We start from the raw sequence: 19,049 nt of genomic DNA, 5'->3' as shown, positions 1-19,049 counted from the left end.
GACTTCTTTCAAAATTCATGTATGGAGCTCAAAATTGTGAATTGCAGCAATCAAATTAAACCTTAAACCAAAACGTTTTCGTCGGTTTCTATACCTGTCCGAGATGATTTTAAACCTTTTCAATAAGCCAATTACGTTTTCAACAATTGCCCTTTGGCTCATAAGTGCCCTGTTCTCTTTTTTTTGTTCTTTGCTTAACGGATTCTTTTTCATTTTCCTGTGCGGTAATACAACATTTTTGTGTATCTTCTGCATTCCCCTGTAGCCGGCATCAGCTAAGATTTTGGTGTCCGGTAATATTGCTACCTTTGATTCTCTAAACATCCGAAAATCGTGTTTTCTACCATTCGAGAAAGATGTGCATATGACTTTTTTACTCTTCTTCTCTGTTACTATTTGTGTTTTTATAGTATGCCTTTTTTTCTTTCCAGAGTAGAAGGGCTTTTGCTTTTTTTTGGTCTCTCTACTGGCGTTTCAGTTCCGTCTATTACTAAAACTTCATATTCTACATCACTCTTTAATAGCTCTTTTTTTCCTGGTAATGCAAAATCTGGATGTTTTATTAATATGTCTTCTACCTATCTTATTATTTTAAAACTGTTACTTTCACTCATGCCATAGCTTTGCCCAATATGAAAATATGTACGATATTCTCTTATATATTCCAGTGCCATAAGTAGCCTGTCTTCTATGCAAAGTTTACTTTTTCTTCCACTTCTAGCTTTTTTTCTTTTATCCTCCACTTCTAGAATTTCTACCATTCGCTCAAATGTTGCTTTTTTTACCCCTGTTAAACGTCGAAACTTTTCTCCTTCTAACTTTTCTATTTCCTTATATTTCATGCTTTCAAATACTTCATCTTACACTCCCTCTAACAATTTTGAAAGAAGTCTAATCCCTGCTGCATCAGGATTCACTATTTCTAATTTACTTTTTGCTTTTTTCATGGCAACTCCTTCGTATAATTTGTAATAGGGAAACGCTTCAGCTTGGAACGGTTGATAGTACAATCTCCTAACCGAGGTAGTCTACAAAAACTCCATCAATGATTTGACCGTTCCTCCCAAAACCACGCTTACGAACGGGCACTAAAGGCACCAGTGACTTGGTCGGTTATAACTGCAAAAGCGCTTCTCACAAAGTTATATCAGAAATTACTCAAAACTTAAATTGGGAGTTTCTTCCTGGTTTGACAGATTTCGTCTGTTTGACACTAATAAGAAACTCTATAATGTTTTTACTATTATTCTCAGCGGCAACATGTATAGGTTTTTCACCAATAGTAGAAGTATCTGCAGCATTGATATTAGCTCCTTTTTCTATCAAGAATTTTGCAACCTCTAATTGATCAAACTTAGCAGCATAGTGTAAAGGTGCCCAACCATTTTTATCAGCCTCATCAACGTTTACCCCCTTGCTGATAAGAAACTCTATAATACTTTTACTATTATTTTCAGCAGCAACATGTATAGGTTTTTCACCAGCAGTAGAGGCGTCTGCGGCATTGATACTAGCTCCCTTATCAACGAGAAGCTCAGCAATCTCTAAACGTCCTCTCCATGCAGCATAGTGCAGTGGTGTATAACCTTGCTTGTCAGTATCATTAATACTCACTCCTTTGCTGAGAAGAAACCCTATGATATCTTTACTATTGTTCTCAATAGCAACATGCACAGGCTTTTTACCATAAGGGCCTTTATCTGCAGCATTAATATCAGCGCCTTTTTTTATCAAAAACCTTGCAATTTCTAAACGATCCTCAAATGCAGCCCAATGTAGTGGTGTCCAACTGTATATATCTGTAGTATTAACATTAGCATTCCGACTAACAAGACCTTCAGCTTCATTGAGATTACCATCTTGTACTGCAGTCAACAATCCTTCATCTAAATCTGATTGTACTTGCTCTATCATCTCCACTATATTTGTATAACCTTCTTGCACAGCCAAATCCAAAGGTGTTTTACCATCCTTGTCTTTAGCGTTAATATTAGCACCTTTATTGAGAAGAAGTTTGACTGTACTTGGTTTATTTCCTTGTATAGCTAAATGTAAAGGTGTTCTACCGTTATTAGTTATATCATTAATACCACTAAGATCTCTGTTCAAAATAAATTCAATTACTTCAAGTGTACTATCATGTTGAGCAGCTACATGCAAAGGTGTTTCACCATCTTTATTTTTAACCTTTAAGCTAGCTCCCTCTTCGACAAGATATTCTACTACTTTCACATGACCATTATTACAAGCGTTATGTAAAGGAGTATTATCACTATTATCTTTCGCTTCTAAACTAGCACCTTGGCTAACAAGAGCCTTGACTCTATTAAGATCATCACCGTTTACTACAGCCAACAATTCTTTATTTAAACCTGACTGTGCTTTTTTCAAAAATTCTTTTATATTTTCTTTAACAGCCAAGTCTAAAGGTGTGTTACCATCTTTATTTTTAGCCTTTAAGCTAGCTCCCTTTTCGATAAGATATTCTACTACTTTTAAATGACCATTTTGAGAAGCATAATGTAAAAGAGTGTTACCATTGCTATCTTTCACCTCCAAGCTAGCACCATGGCTAACAAGATCATCAACTTTATTAGGATCACCATTTTTCACCGCAGACAACAATTCTTCATCTAATCCTGATTGTATCTGCTTTATCATTTCTACTATATTTATGTAACCCTTGTGATCAGCCAACTCTAAAGGTGTTTTATCGTCTTTATTTTTAGCCTTTAAACTAGCTCCCTTTTCGATAAGATATTTTGCTACGTTAAAGTGACCATTATTACAAGCATTATGTAGAGGAGTATTATCATTATTATCTTTGGTCTCTAAATTAGCACCTCCGGTGATAAGACCTTTAACTCTGTTGAGATTGCCATCTCGTGCATTGATTGACAATCCTTGATTCAACTGTGCTCTCTTCAAAAGTTCTATCATATCTCCTTTAGCAGCTAAGTCTAAAGGTGTTTTATTATTCTCATCTTTAGCATTTACACTAGCGCCTCTATCAAGAAGGAGTTTAACTACACTCAACCTGTTCGTATCAACAGCAAGATGTAAAGGCTTTTTATTATCTTTGTCTTGAGATTCAATGTCAGCGCCTTCATCAAGAAGAAATCTAATCATATCCAAGTTACCCTCTTGAACAACAAAATGTAAAGGTGTTCCCTGATATGTTATTTCATTATTAAATTTAGCACCGTTACTAATAAGAAGTTTTACCACATCCCATTTACCTGACTGAGCAGCAGAAAGTATTGGTGTCCAAGCAAACTTGTCTTGAACTTCAATATTAGCACCTCTATTAAGAAGAAATTGAACCATATCTAAATTATTCCCTGACGCAGCAAAGTGTAAAAGCGTTTTACCTTCCTTATCTTGAGCATCAATATTAGCTCCTCTATCAAGAAGAAGTTCTACCACGCTCCATTTACCTGATTGAGTAGCAAGAAATATTGGTGTGTACCCAAATTTATCTTGAATTTCAATATTAGCTCCTCTATCAAGAAGAAGTTTAACTTTATCAAATTCACCCGCCTCGGAAGCAAGATGCAACAGTGTTCTGTCAAGCTTGCCCCGAGCATTTATGTCTCCACTGTTTTTAACTTCCAAAGATGCAGAACTTTCTTGTAAATCAATAATAGGCTTAACATACGTTAATTTATCAATACTGCTTGAATCATATATTTTATCCATTTCATCACTTAACAATATTTCTTTGTCATTAAATTTTATAGACAATGTTTTCATTTTAGGTTCTTTATAGAAATCTCTAAAACGTATAATACACAACTCACTTTCCTCTATATCAGCATTAAAGGCATTGGTAACTATCAAGTCGTACTTATTATGAAGATAGGTATACTGCCCTGCTTTTTTAGATATAATTAGTTTATTCTTTTCTTCTATGTTTTGAGGTCTGACTACAATAATTCTTTCATCAGAAATAAAGAACGAAGACTTTAAACCTAAACTATCATCTATTTCCATTGGTGCATTATCAAAAATAATTTGTAATTTTTTATACCACTTATTTACAAGGGCATCTTTCAACCTAACTGTTATTACATCTTGCTGCAAGCTGGTAGCTGATATAGATAACTTAATTAATAAATCATTTTTGTCTTTAATAACTATTGGTACTGGTTTTATACTCAAATCCTTATCTACTTGCTTCACTAACTGATGCAAATCTAATGTTCTCTTTAAACTTTTCTTTCCATTGACATCATCATTAATCACTACTTCTTGAATAGGAAAGTTTTCAATATCAAGTGTTTCATAACCTGAAGTAATTGCACATACATCGTTTCCGCTTAGAACAATATTTCTTCTCCCACTTGCATTGAGTTCACTACATACATCTCTCCTCATAGAATCCGGATAGAGATCAGCATTGCTTCTCCCTCTACTATTTAAATAACTACCTAAATCTAACTTATTTTTTAACTGATTTAAAAAGGTGTGCCTTTCAACATCTTCAACTATAGCAGATACTCTACTCGCTATTTGCTGACTATTTTCTCCAGTCAATATTGACTTATAGTCTACTACTTGTAATGAACTTTCAGCATCTTCTACAATAGTGTGCTGATCACTATCATCTTCTAATTTGAGATAAGCTGGCCTTGTAGTATTGTTTGTTACTTCTATACTAAGCAATCGACGATTTCTGTAACTTGGTGTAACTTTTTCATTGTCAAATTCTGTTTGCTCCGATGCTGCTGCTATATCCGAATCAAGACTAGTACTTACATTGGATGCATTACTGTGTTGAAAAGTTACGTGTAAGGAGATATTGTTTTTATTATCTCCAGTGCCAATACTCACATCTAAGCTAGTAACACCCCTTCTTTTTCTAGATCTACTACAATCTTCAACCTGCCAACCACTATAAACTCTTTTTCCTGAAATCCAAGTAAATACTCCACGTGCTTTCGTCGATAAGTCAAGTGCACCATAATTTTCACCATAAGCGATTTTTTCATAATCATGCCCATCATCAAGATTGGCAGAGTACAAAAACTCACCAGAATTATCTTTTATATAAACTTTATCACCACTAGGTTCGATCTTCCAACCACTATAAACTTTGTTTTTTGGAATCCAAGTAAATACCCTACGCCTATTTGAATCATAATTAAAATCATTACCAGCAGAGTAAAGATATTCACCATAATAATCATTTTTTATATGAATATTATTTCCACTACGTTCAATCAACCACCTACATTCATCACCTCCTTTTGAAGTATAAGTAGATACCCTTCGTCTATCTGAATCATATTCATATCCAGTAGCACACAAGTACTCATTAATCCTAACATCTTTAAAACACACTTTAGACGAAAATACCAAATTCTTCACTGATTCTGGTAATCTACTTTTTAGTTTCTCAAGGTTAGATCTTTTTTCTGAACGGACACTAGAATATTTACTGGAGTCCATTGTATTTTTAATACAGCGAGCTAACTCAAATAATGTACCATCGTTCTTTGGCATTTTATCAAACACAGCCATATAACCTGAGATACTCTTACCAGGGTTATTATGACTATGTATAAACTTTAACATTTCTTTTTTATCTACTTGCCAATATACGTCATTTACAGCTTCCTTAATTGCTTCGTCAAACAATCTTTCATCGAAATTATAAACCCTATCCACAAGTTCAATAGTTGAAGCACTAAGATTATGCAGCATACCGTCCTTTAGCACCTTTTTGGCTGCATTTTTTATTGAATCTCTTAAACTACTTATACAAGACTCTACCAATCTTTTTGCATTAGATGGAATATTTGCTTGGTTAACAACTTCCTTCTTTAAAAATTCAACCTGTTTTATCATTTTAAATGCGTCATTACTTTTAGTCTTGATCCTGTTACAAAGAAGTTCAATTACACCTGAGTCATTATTGTAAGCGGCTAAATATAGAGGTGTTTTACCATCGTTGTTTTTAGCCTCGATATCAGCACCTCTATCAAGAAGAAGATTAATTACGTTTTGCTTTGCTTCTTCAACAGCCAAATGCAGGGGTGTCTTACCCTCCTTACTTCTAATTTCAATATTAGCACCTTTATCTATAAGAAAGCTAACCATATCAGGATTACCATAATAAACAGCATAGTGCAAAAGCGCCCAATTATCACTGTTGCAACTAGTACTCTCTAAAACATTAATATTACCTTTCTTCTCTAAAAATGCTTTGAATACACTCTTGCTTAATTCTACATTACCGTTGTAAATAGCATAATGCAAAGGCGTCCAGTTCTGTGAACACTGATTTTTATGTTCAATATCAACATTACTTTTTTTAGCAGTTTTATCAAGAAGAGTTTTAACTTCATCCCATTTACCTTCATAAACTGCTGTACTTACCAAAGGTTTCAATACTCCCAACCCTAAAGAGATCATCCACTTATTGCACTGATCTATTATGTTTGAATCATAGCCATTCAGCAAAAGGTTGTTTTCTAACTTTTCAAGCAATGTTAAAATCTGATTACTACTTGGCGTTTTATTTTTTAATTCCTCAATTTGTTCTAAACTACAGGAACTTTCTGTAAAGCTAACCCGGTCTTGCAGTGAAGGAAAATCAAGACACTGATGTACTAAATCTCTATTTCCTCTTTCAAAATCGTTAACTGATATTAAACATTTAAAGTCATTTTCTACTTTAGGAGTATATTTACTTCTATTTTGGTAATTTTCTGAAGCTTTATCAATTAAAGCTTGTATTTTTCTTACCTCAGATAAACTAAACCTATCTAATCTACGGAGCGTTATTGGTTCTAAACCTAGATCAAACTCCAACGTAGAAATTCTATGAGACTCAGAATTATTCCAATTCTTTATATTGATTGTGTGATTGGATACTTCATCAGAAAACACCAAATCTGTGTTACTACCAGAAACTCTAATCCGATCTGGAGTAATATTCTTTAGTATCATTACTCCTATACGCTTTTCATCTTCCTCTATCGAATTTAAAGTACCATTTTGATTATGTGTAATATCGACAGACTCAGTGAAGTCTATAGTGTATTCTTTTACAGTTTTCTCATAATCACTCTTAAGTTTATCTTGATAGTCCATTATTCCATTAACTTCTTGCTGTAAACCAAGATATGAGGAAAAATTACCATCATTCCACAGAAAAAAATTAACGTTTCTCCATTTACTTCGATTATCATAAAAATTTTCTACTTTTATTATAAAAGGAACCTCGTTATTCCTTATCAGTAAAAGATGATCTTTGTTTCTATATCGCTCAATATCTTCAAGACGGGAATCTATCACTACATGATCATCTTGAAAATCTTTAGGTAACACAAACATGTTTTGAGCTTGTGTAGCGTGGAAAAAAGGAACTAATTTACCATTTCTCGAAGAAGAGGGAGAACATGATATTGACTGTATATTAGGGATAAAAGTTTCTCCTTTTTTATTCATAATTATAAGATGCCTACAATTAGGATCTTGAAGGTAGTTTTTCACTCGAATGTTACTATTATTATATTTTAAATACAGATCACATTGCTGGATTGAAAAATCTTTTTCAACCTCTGGCACAAATAACGTGTCCACTTTTTCATCATCTGAATTATTATCAATCTTAACTTCTTTGTTGTTTATATCATCAGTAATAACATATACGTCACTTCCCTTTCCCCCTCTTGCAAAGATAGTGCCTTGATCAAAGTTGATTACATCATCTCCTGAAGAACCAAAAACCATATATTGAACTACACTATTACCTTGACTTCGCATTTTGTCTCTAATAACGCTCAAAACTTTATAATCCTTATTATCGTTTAGAATCTTTTTGTAATGAGTTTCAACATTGTCAAAATTATCTAGGGAATGTTCTGAATGTAATTCAAATGAAGTAATTTTTATAGTTGATGAGTCTGATCTTTCAATCTTAGGAACAATATTACTACCATTTTTATCTATTAGTGCAAAGTGAGGTTTATTACTGCTTTGCTCGACATAATTTTTTACATCAAGAGTAAATTGATTGTTTTGACCAAAATTTATTTTTAAAGATAAAGTATTACTATTTGTAGAGTAAGTTATTTGATCACAATCACCTAATAAATCAATTTCCGGAAAAATTACAGTTCCTGTTCCATCTACATCAATTTCTGAATATAAACCCTTACCTTTGTAGTCTGCAGCTTTTACGTAAAAAGTATAATTGCTCTTTCCACCCTTAACTGTAGTATACGGCGAAATAATTACTTTTTTACAATTTTCAACTACATCTTTCTCATTTTTATTAGAACCACCACTACTATCTATGATAACGTCACGATCATCGATTCCTGTAAAGTGTTCAGAGTAACCCATGCACGAAATCTCATCCACCTTGTTCTTTCTTCCAACATAGTAGTAATTAAAAATGCCATTATTATCAATTTGATCATTGATTAGCCAACGACCATTTACTCTTGCCTTTAATGACCCAGAGGCACTAGGCTTAAAACGATAGTTAACATTCACTCCTATAACTGTATCTTTCAATTGGCTCAAATCAAGTATATTAACAGAGTTACTTCCACCAATAATTTTACCTGAGAAGTCAACGTTATTTACAACAAACCTATTTACTACCTTATTACTACCACCAGTTATGTTTGCTGTACCTGAGCCAATTAGAAAATTATTGTTCCACTCGTTACTTCCAACGATGGTACCTCTGTCCACATTGCTTAAATCATAAATAATTGTTTTGTCCTTTTGCATCATATTTACTCTCTTATCATGGCTAATAACCATTGCATTATCACAATAGTACTTAGCCGATGGAACTGAGCTTTTAATACCCTTTTCGTAATCTTGACTAGTACTGTGTGGCAAACAAATCATGCTAGCACCTTCAATATAATCAGGTATAACACGCGAAAGATCTTGTGTATTGGCATTTTTCCTATTCATCATAATCGTTGCATAATCTGGACGAAGAGTATTACCGTTTATTTTTCCAAGACCAATACCATAAGCAACAACATTACTAGGGTCATTATTTAAAGCTTTCCAAACTCCTTTAGCTAGACTATTAACCATTTCCTTTCTTGCTGCAAGATGTTGTACATCTTGTGGTATAGGTTGAAAAGCAAATGTATGCCAAAAAATACGCCAATTTTCATCATGGGTTGTATCGTACTTTTTCTCGTACTCCACGATATTGCTGACACCACTATAAATTCCATAACCTACCATGAGCCCAAACCCAACTGCAATACCAACTACCGGCATACTTGCTGCTGTAAGAGCAACACCAGAAACAAATGATACACTAGAAAAGGATATAGATGCTATATTATCTCTTATCTCCTTTTCTCCACATGGATTATCACTATCCTCTCTTTTTTTACAATCAACAAGATTACTTGCTGACATACCTATATCAACAACATCAAAAACACCAGCTATAGCTCCTGCCGTACCTTTTGCTATTGTACTTCCAAACTTTACACCTGCAATCCGAATAGCAAATTTTGTCTGTTTACCCAGAGTGCCTGATACAATTTTTTCTGCAACTTTTTCAGCTGATGCTACAACTTTTGGAGTAATTTTAACCATTACATTCTCAATTGGTTGAGATGCAAAAGACCATGCTATCCCACCTAAATTTAATCCACAATCTATTGCTGTTCCATCTTTACAAGATACAATAGCTCCATGAATTCCTCTTATTAATTGTATTCCACCTGCAGCGTTCATTAACCTGCTTTTCAACTTTGAGCTTTTTGTTGTACTACCAGTTTGCTGTGAAACGTCACCGTGCAAATTCTTAATACGTTCATTTTCAATATAACGTCCGTACCCTTGATCTTCAACTACCTTATCAAATAAGTACTTATGATTACCTTCGATATTTTTATCTCCAACGAACTCTATTAGCTGAGCATTTTTCCCTTCATTTTGACTACTTTTAACATAAGTTAGGAACTTTTCACTATCAACTATAATCTTATCTATATTATTTTCATCTATCCTTCCTTTGCTAAACTTTTCTACATCACCCTTTGAAAATAAACAAGGATTAATACTTCTACCACCTCCTCCTACACAACTATTTAGGTCAAATTTCTTCCTAGGTTGTTGTGTTTCAGCAAGTACAGCTTCTAAGTTAGCTATACGTTCTGGATCTGTACTCAATCTTTCTGAGATATCTTTTCTCATACGTATAAAATAATCCTCATCTCTTCCTCGAACTTGCAAACGGTTGCGCATTTCATTAGGAATATTACGTGATCTACTTCCCTGTAACACAGCATTAATATCTCTAGCGTTTTCCAACGCCCATAAGCTGCAATTATAACCATCTCTTTGTTGAGTAACAGAAACATCATTAACGGTAATTTGAGCCTGCTGTAAAACTTGACGAATATTATCTGGAATATTATTACCCAACGAGTCTACATAGTATCCATTATACTGCTCATTTTGATGAGAGATGACTAATGCAACCCAATGATTATTATCTAAATTAACAATTAAAGTTAATGGCCTTCTTTCACCTCCTGTTGTTACACTATTCTTAAACTGTTGCAATTGACTAGCTATATGTTCTGGTGATCCCACTATTTCAAATAATGTGTCAGTTCCATAACCATATTTTATTCTTGCAGTATCAGCTATATCATGTTGCTGCAGCCAATAATGATAATCTTGTTCTGCTGTTGCAGATTCTAATGTACGTAAATTCTCCTCTTGTATACCAGTGTTTTTAAGTTTCTGAGTTACCTCTTGTATTCCTTCTAAATGTTTTCTCTTAGTTATGTCAATAGAACTATGAACCACTAAAGCAGGAACAAGTTCATCACTTGTTAATATTAAAGAATTTTTGTCTTTAGCTTTTACATTAACAACTACGCCCATGAAAAACATTTTGTCACCATCTGTTATTGTTTTCAGTGCTGCCCCTTTAGCATATCTAATATTTTGTTCTTTTGTTAATTTATCAACCTCTTTTTTCATTCCTTCTTCATCTAAGTTTTTATCTATAAGCTTAAATTCCAGCGCTACAGGAGTGTATTCTTTAGCACCCTGAGGTGAAGGACCAATACCTTGAATTACCATATCTACACGACCACCTGCTCCTACTTGAAATTCAGGTATGATTACAGTCTTAGAAGAAGTTTCCTGTAGCTTTAAATCGCTGTAACTACTAAATAAACCATTAAGAATGGCTTGCAATCTTGCTTCATTAGTAATCAAATCTTTAATAGGGTAAATCTTATCTGCTACTTCAGTAAGCAACGCTTTATATGCTTGCAATGAAACCTCACCGTCAGAAGCATGTTGAGAAGTAATTGCTTGATCAAGTTTTCCCTTTAATTCATCAGAATTAGGTATCTTGAAAAAAACTACCTGCAAATTGTTGATCTGCACTACTTGGTTTATATTTGCTTATCTGTTCTATTTCAAAAAGTTCTTCAAAAGATAACCCTGTTTCATATTTTTTGAGACTCATTTTAATTTCTATAACATTGCCTACTCTTCCTATTTCAGGTATGTTCAGCACTGGAATTTTTTTATCAGCATAGAATTCCTTTGTATTGGACTCTCGTATATGAAAAATGAATGCTGTTTTTTCTTGTCCTTCATTACCTTGAACAAGTATTAATGTCATAACTGGGCTTTTAGATAAAGTGTATTCTGTTCCCTGAGGCCAGTTCAGCGGGTACTCATCATATGAGTATATATATTTTTTAATGTTACTTTGATCTTGACCAATCTTGTTGATTAAAATTGATTGACCTAATATGTCTCGACTGAAATAGTAATGATCTTTTGTTTCTTTATTTGCTGGAAAAGTATGGTATTCACTTGATAATAAACCTGCTATTTCTCGCTTAAAATCTTCTTCAGAAATTTGTTGATTATTCCATCTGTGAACTAATTTTACAAATTCCTCCATCAAAGGAGCTGGTGGTTGTTTAATAGGTTGTACTTCAGTTTTAAACGGTTCCGCATTATCTAAATTTAACCCAACAGCAATAGCATTATCTGCATTGGTTAAAATCCTCATCTTATTTGGTCTAAAACCTTTTATATAATCTTCAGCTTGTCTCAGCGCATCACTTGGATCAACTTGTCCTTCAGTTCCAGCCTTGAGTTCAATAAGAATTGGAACTGAATCAACAGCACGATTAGGCCCACGGACAAGCAAAACGATATCAGCGTAACCTCCACCAGCAAATTGCTCCAGATAGAGTTTGGTATTATCACGATATCGAAAATTATCAAATACTCCTGCTACAAAGCCATGTTGATCAGCTTCGCGAGCTTTAATGCCATAAACATTATTTTGTAAATTTAAATTAGTATGAACTTCTTTTATGTAAGTTAGAATTTCTTTAAGATTATCCTGAACTTGATCTATTTCTGCACCTGGGTTAGCTAGCTTTTCAATATAACTTTCTAAATAAACAGACTTACCTAACTTTTTTGTCACTTCTTGAAACTTTACTGTAGGCTCAATAGGTTGATCTATAATCTTCTTTTTACTTTCTACCTTAATGTTTATTTTTTCATCTTCTCCATCACTCTTTAAAGTATATCCCTTTGCTGACGTGATTCTTGATAACTCCTTTCTCACATCATCACTAAGATCTTTACCTTGCTTACCTAGAAATTGCTTGACTTCATCGAAAACCTTGCCTTTTAGTTGATCACGACTAATCTCAATTGTTTTAACATTACCATATACATTCTTAGCTTTATACTCTAACACACCATCACTTTTCAGATATAAGTATAACTTCTTTGATTTAACATCTTTGTCTGATTTAGGTTTGCTTTTTACTAACTCATACTTATCTTTCAAGATTTTTATTACATCAATTTGAAGCTTACGTTCGTCCAATGGAGTGTAATCTCTACCCATCACATTCTTCCACTCACCTATGGTGAATTCAAAGCTCCTAGTATGGGTATCTGAAGGCTTAGAGTGTTGAGCTTCTATATCTTCAGTAAAAATAAAAACATGTATTTTGGATTCTGTTTCTGCTACAACCTTTAAAGTTCTTGCTCCCTCAAAACGAAAGTGCAATTTTTTTATACCTAGCTTGTCATTAAGTTTAGTATCTAATACACTGGAAAAAGAACCTAAAAATCTATGAGGAAAAAAGCCAGGTTTTTCACTAGAATGTAAATAGGATTGTATTTGATCAACCAATGACTGATATCTTGCTTCACAAGATTGATCTACTGCATTAGAAGTTGAAGAATCTACTTTCCCCAAAAGCAACTCAATTAACTCGAAATCTTGTGGTTTTTCTTGCTGTTGATTGTTATTAACCATAACTACCTCCTGATTTTAACCTTTTACAATTTTTACTCTTACTTAAACTCTTTGCATGCTTTCGTTTAAGTTTAAGTAACTAAATAACTTTATCCTAACACTACACTTTGCTTCTAATATCAGTAACTTCCTGCTGTACAGCTTCTACATCCAACAACGACCTTGGTAACTGACTATCACCTCTACCATCTAATTGTTTGTTTCTAATTCTAATAAACACCTCATACTCTGACTTATTGAGTTCCATAATAGACTGCATTTGCTCCTGACTAAGAGAATTGATAATTTCTGATACTACTTTAGTAGCTTTGTTTTCCTTGATAAGATGGACAATTAAATCTCTAGATGACAATCTTATGCTTAGATTATGTAAATAGTGTTGTCTATGAGCCTCAAAGCCAGGACTATTCCACATAGAGGTGAGCATGTCACTACCAGATTTAATAAAACTATCATCTAGTGGAGAAACAAGTGAGTTTAATGCTGAAAACATTGATGTACTATAACCTTCAGGAGATAAATCTTCTGACTTTAAATGTTCAAACAGCTTTCTGGCATTTTCGAAAGAATGGTTTCTTCTTAATATACTTAAAGTATAATAACACCCATGTTGTTTAAAGTCCCTTTTCAATAATTCATGGTATCTGTCAACATCAAGACGACGTATGCAAAAATCAACCATACCAACATCATCAGTAGAAAAACGCCCCTTATTGTATGCTACTTCCATTAACAAATCTTCTTTCCTCTGTTGAGATACAGAATCAATTGACTGTAACTTATTCCAAAAAAACTCTAAGGCTTCAACATGCTTTTCTATCATTGCACATTTAAAAGCGTAAACGTATGGATGCTCATTATTTAATTCTAACTGATGTTCCTGGTTATTCATAGCATGTGACCAGTAGATCATTAAAGCTCCTTTATCACATCCCTTAACTAAATTCTCTACAGGTTTATTACCTAATGTTGATTTAAATTCTTCAAAAATAGCTCTTATCTCGTCCTCAAAACAACACCAGCAGGCAATTCTGTAACGATCAAAGGAATCAAGAAGAGATTTTTGTCCATCTTTAGTTTTTAAGGTTAATAATTTTTTCCCTAGTGTATACCTATCAAGCTCAACATGACCTAAGACGTCATCGATTTTCCAACAGGCCCCGCTTTCTAAAATTTCCTTAATAAATGGTGTTATTATTGTCCTGTCCCATTCACGCAATAACGTCTGATATGCAATACAATATCTCTTAATTTCTAATTCCTTGAATCCTTTATGAGGATCATCTTCTTTGATAGATGTTAGTAATACCCTCTGTACATTCTCGTAATCCATACTTACCCTCCCTAACAAGATTTAATATATCTTAGGCATATTGCTCTACCTTTAAAACTTTGTCAATTACTATTTTAGAAAATTTTTAGTTTGGAGTTGTTTTTGATGAAAGCCTCTTAACAGGCTCGATATAAGATCTTTTGTTTATTTTAAATTTTGTTTTTGTCATACGCTTATTAATTCTTACGCAAGCAAACTACTATTAATTTAGTAAAATATATTATTAAGATCTCAAGCAGAATAACCATTTCCAGCGCTCAAAACCAAGGGCGGTGAGAATCGTTCGTTTTTGGATCTTATGGTCTACCAAGTGTACCGTTCGAACTTTACTATATAATAATTTTATTATATCGCAAAACTAGCTATATTAGCCTACTTTCACCACATTTATATATGAACTAATTTGCTTAGCTTTGTTGTAACAATTTCAAGCTTTTATTTTCACAACCACGTTTTTACGCAACGTGTTCTCGCAAGTATACGTACTATTTTTATGTTTTTAAAAAAGTAAACAAATAAATTTTCGTTGATGCTAAAGAAAGGTATATTTTCTTGAAAGTTTGATTTTAGAAACTCATTGTATTTCCAAAGAGTTAGTCTCTATAGTGTTGTTTATAGAATAAAATTCAATATTTTGATGTTGTTTTTCCTTTTAAAAATTATTTCAAGTATACAAATTTAGGTGTTGCTTGTTATTAAATTTATGTTATACACCTAATTTACATAATATTTTTATTAGGACGGGTTTTATGGATAGAGATTTAGAACAAGACAGAGATGGCAATACTCCTCTTCACCTAGCTGCTTCTCATGGTCATGTGAATGTTGTTGAGTTTTTAATAAGAGAAGGGGTTGATGTTAATACTCTAGACAGGGACGGCAATACTCCTCTCTACTTAGCTGCTTCTCATGGTCATGTGGATGTTATTAGACTTTTAATAGAACAAGGAGCTGGTGTTAACATTCGAAACGTATATCACGAACTTCAGCTAGCTGTTTCTCATGGTAATGTGAATATTGTTGAGTTTTTAACAAGGCAAGGGGTTGATGTTAATACTCGAGACGGGAACGGCAATACTCTTCTTCACCTAGCTGTTTCTCATGGTAATGTGAATATTGTTGAGTTTTTAACAAGGCAAGGGGATGATGTTAACACTCAAAACAGTGATGGCAATACTCTTCTTCGCTTAGCTCTTGATTCTCAAAATATAGACTGGAGTATAGTAGAATTTCTGATAGAAAAAGGGGCTGATATTAATACTGTAAACAGATCTGGCGAAACTACTCTTAGCTTAATTCTTAACTTTCAATGTATTGATAGTACAGGGCATGAAGCTCTACTAAGTCAGCTTTCTATTTTATTGGACTATGCTGCAAATCCAAAAAATGAAGAGCTAAAGGAAATCTTCGATAGAATACGTTTCTTAGGTAAACTTTTACATGAACAAGGTATCAACATTACTGCTCCGTTTTCTTTAGGAATGACGAAAGCATCAAAAAGTGGTAATGATAAAAGTGCAAAGGAAATGAACACTATTGTAAGCGATATCACTTATCCATCAGAGCTTCCTGGATTTGTAAATGATGCTCAAGTCACTAATGATCAGGCCAATCAACAACAAGAATCTGGTGCTCAACCTAGCCATCAGCAAGAACCAAATGTTCAGGCTACAGGTGATCAGCCAGATCCAAGTAGCAGGTTAAGTGAAGCGCAACCAGTGCCGCATGGCCAGTTACTAAGCTCTTTGCATTTATTGTGATGGGGTTTTGGCTCCGTTCTGCTTGAGGTTTTGTGTAAGGAGAAAGGTTTGCTCTGCTCAAGAATTTGAATAGAACATGTAAAGGTGAAAACATTCTTAAGGATAAAGTAGATGGCATTGTGTAAACATGTAAACTATTTAAGGGAAAGTGGGTATAAAAGGAAAGAAAATATAAATTCTCTAAAAAATACTAAAGTTAGAAGAATTATGCTTGCATTAGTTTTTATTCGTACTATGTATTGTAATAAGGCAGAAGTAAACGAAACAATCAAAAAAGCCAAGAAGGGCAGTGGTTTTAATGTGGTTAGCTAAGGGGCTTTTATTATGGTATTCGTTTATATAATGTTAGGCGTGCTCTTTATTGTTATTCTCGATAGTTCATTAAATTCTTAATAAATAGGGTAAAAAGCTCCATAAGCTCAAGTTAAGGAGAAATGGCGGAAGTGTGGAGAAAGGTAATCTTTAATTAATGATTTAAGGATTTTTCTAAATAAATCATCCCGTTTTGACGATTATGATTTTTTGAATATAACCTTTTACGTTGGATTCAGAGGAGACTCAACAATTGGTTGTTCTATGTCCTCTACTTTTTCGATTTTCGTACTTGGTTTCAGCACATTATGCAACGCAAAGCTCAGACACACCAATCCAGCTATTCCCACAACCACTGCTACTACAGGCATTTTCATGATATACAATGCAGCACAATTTACCAATAACGCTGCACCAACAACACCAGCCAGGATTGCTTGCCTTTGTTGCGTTAACGGTTTGTCTTTTTTGTCTGTAGCATCAAAACATGGTTCAGTGGGAGATGGGCTGTCAGCTCTATCGACGGAAGTTGGTTCTACAGTGGTTTCTACTGAATCATTTTGCGCTTTTTCGCTACTTTCACATATAGGTTGAAGATCTTCACTATTTATATTACATAATTTAGTGTCAGTCTCTGTAGCTTTATCAACTGTATTGGTTTGCTTTTTTATTTCAACTTTAACTTCCTCAACATCTGCCGGCATCTCCATATCAGCTCCTTTTGCGGTAGTGGTACCTTTTTTATTTCTAAGCTTTTCAGCAATATCTTTCCATATTTTTTTCGGTGTTCTCATAATGTTTTTCTCCTATTGTTTTTATAAATTAAGATCATAAAATTTCTCCAATTGCTCACTCCACAGCATCGGTATTTCTCTCAAATCAACCAACCTCAAACTACTTGGCTGCCTCCCATTTACTATGTCTTCTTTTATCTTTGGAGCTAAATAATTTAATCTTAAAATTTGTTGTATACGTCTTGTACCTATATTAATTTTAACGCTCAGCTCCTTCACACTTCTATATTTTCCTTCCTCTAGTTGACGTTTCCAAAGATGGGCTCTCACCACTGCTTTCAGTAGCGCATTGTTTGTTTTTCCTTCTGGTTCCACTACTGTGCATTTGTTTCCTTTCTTCTTCAAATTCATTGCTATAAATGTCTCCTCTGATTCAGAACATACTTCTACTCCTTCCTCTCTTACCCACACTACCTTTATTAATTTTTTCACTGCTTCTTTCTGCTCTCTGAAACTTAAATTTTCCCATTTTTCTTTTTTTGCCCCTTTTTCCCAATTTTCATATAAGCATTCCGCTCTCTTCATTACTTCTTTTTCCACTTCTCCTGCTACTACGGTTCGATTTATTGATCCACAATCTTTTCCTCTTAAATGGTTATTGCATATGTAGTATCGATACCTTTTATTTTCCTTTTTTGCATAGGTCAGCGTCATGTTTACTTCACAGCTCTTGCACTTTATTATCCCCTTTAGCAGCGCTTCCTCATATTTTACTTTTCGATATGGTTGATTCTTTATCAATTCTTGCGCTTTTTGCCATTTTTCTTCTTCTATTATCGCTTCATGTTTTCCCTCATATTGCTTCTCATAATGTCTGATTTTTCCCATATATATCGGATTTGTTATTATTCTCCTCACTGTGGCCTTTTTAAAGATATCTGATTTTGCTTTCGTTCGATATCCTTCTCTGTTTAACTCTCTTGCCAATTCTGCCATTGATTTCAGCTCCATATACCTCTCAAATATATGCTTTATTACTTTTGCTTCTTTTTCATTTATTATTAATTCTTTATCTTTTACGTCATACCCTAGCGGCACATTCCCTCCCATCCATAGACCCTCTTCCTTCGATGTTGCTATTTTATTTTTTACTCTCTCTACTATCATTTCTCTTTCTAGCTGTGCCGCTCCTGATAACACTGTTTGTACAAATTTTCCCATTGGTGTGTTGTTATCAAATATTTGCGTCACTGCTACAAAACTTATCCGGTGCCTTCTAAAAAATGACGTTACTTCTATGCAGTCCTTTGTTTCTCTTGATAACCTATCTAGCGTATACACTACCACACAGTCCACTTCTCCGGCTTTTACATCTTCAAACAATCCCTTTATCGCTGGTCTTTCTAAATTTTTTCCTGAATAGCCTCCATCATCATACCTTTTGGCTAATGCTACCCACCCTTCTCGGCTTTTTATATATTTTTCACATGCTACCCTTTGTGCGTCCAAGCTATTAAACTTTTGTTCTAGTCCATCTTCATTTGATTTTCTCGTATATATCGCACACCTCACCTCTTTTAGCATTTTCT

At 33.9% G+C, this 19,049-nt stretch carries 7 protein-coding genes and 1 pseudogene; 1 reads left to right on the top strand and 7 read right to left on the bottom strand.

The features are described 5' to 3' along the window. Positions 1-15: 15 nt before the first annotated feature. The 5 genes and pseudogenes from AABM58_RS00365 to AABM58_RS00345 all read right to left on the bottom strand — a co-directional run bounded on the left by AABM58_RS00365 (position 16) and on the right by AABM58_RS00345 (position 14,654). A pseudogene (locus tag AABM58_RS00365) lies at positions 16-842 on the bottom strand (IS5 family transposase). Positions 843-860: 18 nt separating this feature from the next. After that, a complete protein-coding gene (locus AABM58_RS00360; protein WP_338405959.1) occupies positions 861-1,010 on the bottom strand; it encodes a hypothetical protein in 150 nt (49 codons plus the stop codon). 148 nt (positions 1,011-1,158) lie between these two features. Continuing rightward, positions 1,159-11,391: an ankyrin repeat domain-containing protein gene (locus AABM58_RS00355; protein WP_338405958.1), complete on the bottom strand. Its 10,233-nt coding sequence runs from the start codon at positions 11,389-11,391 to the stop codon at positions 1,159-1,161. Continuing rightward, entirely contained in the window at positions 11,363-13,321 is a 1,959-nt protein-coding gene (locus tag AABM58_RS00350) for a hypothetical protein (RefSeq protein ID WP_338405957.1), read from the bottom strand. The genes AABM58_RS00355 and AABM58_RS00350 overlap by 29 nt, the downstream gene beginning before the upstream one ends. A 100-nt stretch (positions 13,322-13,421) precedes the next feature. After that, a complete protein-coding gene (locus AABM58_RS00345; RefSeq protein WP_338405956.1) occupies positions 13,422-14,654 on the bottom strand; it encodes a hypothetical protein in 1,233 nt (410 codons plus the stop codon). A gap of 749 nt (positions 14,655-15,403) precedes the next feature. Between AABM58_RS00345 and AABM58_RS00340 the strand changes: the two genes are divergently transcribed. After that, a complete protein-coding gene (locus tag AABM58_RS00340) occupies positions 15,404-16,414 on the top strand; it encodes an ankyrin repeat domain-containing protein (RefSeq protein WP_338405955.1) in 1,011 nt (336 codons plus the stop codon). A gap of 536 nt (positions 16,415-16,950) precedes the next feature. On the opposite strand, the gene AABM58_RS00335 is transcribed toward AABM58_RS00340, so the two are convergent. Together AABM58_RS00335 and AABM58_RS00330 are read right to left on the bottom strand one after the other, a co-directional pair. Further along, positions 16,951-17,520 (bottom strand): hypothetical protein, encoded by a 570-nt coding sequence (locus AABM58_RS00335; RefSeq protein WP_338405954.1) that lies wholly within the window; start codon positions 17,518-17,520, stop codon positions 16,951-16,953. 21 nt (positions 17,521-17,541) lie between these two features. Continuing rightward, on the bottom strand, positions 17,542-19,044 hold the full coding sequence (locus tag AABM58_RS00330; RefSeq protein WP_338405920.1) for a recombinase family protein: 1,503 nt from the start codon (positions 19,042-19,044) through the stop codon (positions 17,542-17,544). Positions 19,045-19,049: the final 5 nt, after the last annotated feature.

The organism is Wolbachia endosymbiont (group A) of Longitarsus flavicornis (assembly GCF_963931955.1).
Lineage (GTDB): Bacteria > Pseudomonadota > Alphaproteobacteria > Rickettsiales > Anaplasmataceae > Wolbachia.
The sequence above is the reverse complement of the archived record's forward strand: the minus strand, read 5'-3'. Positions and strand labels throughout refer to the sequence as shown.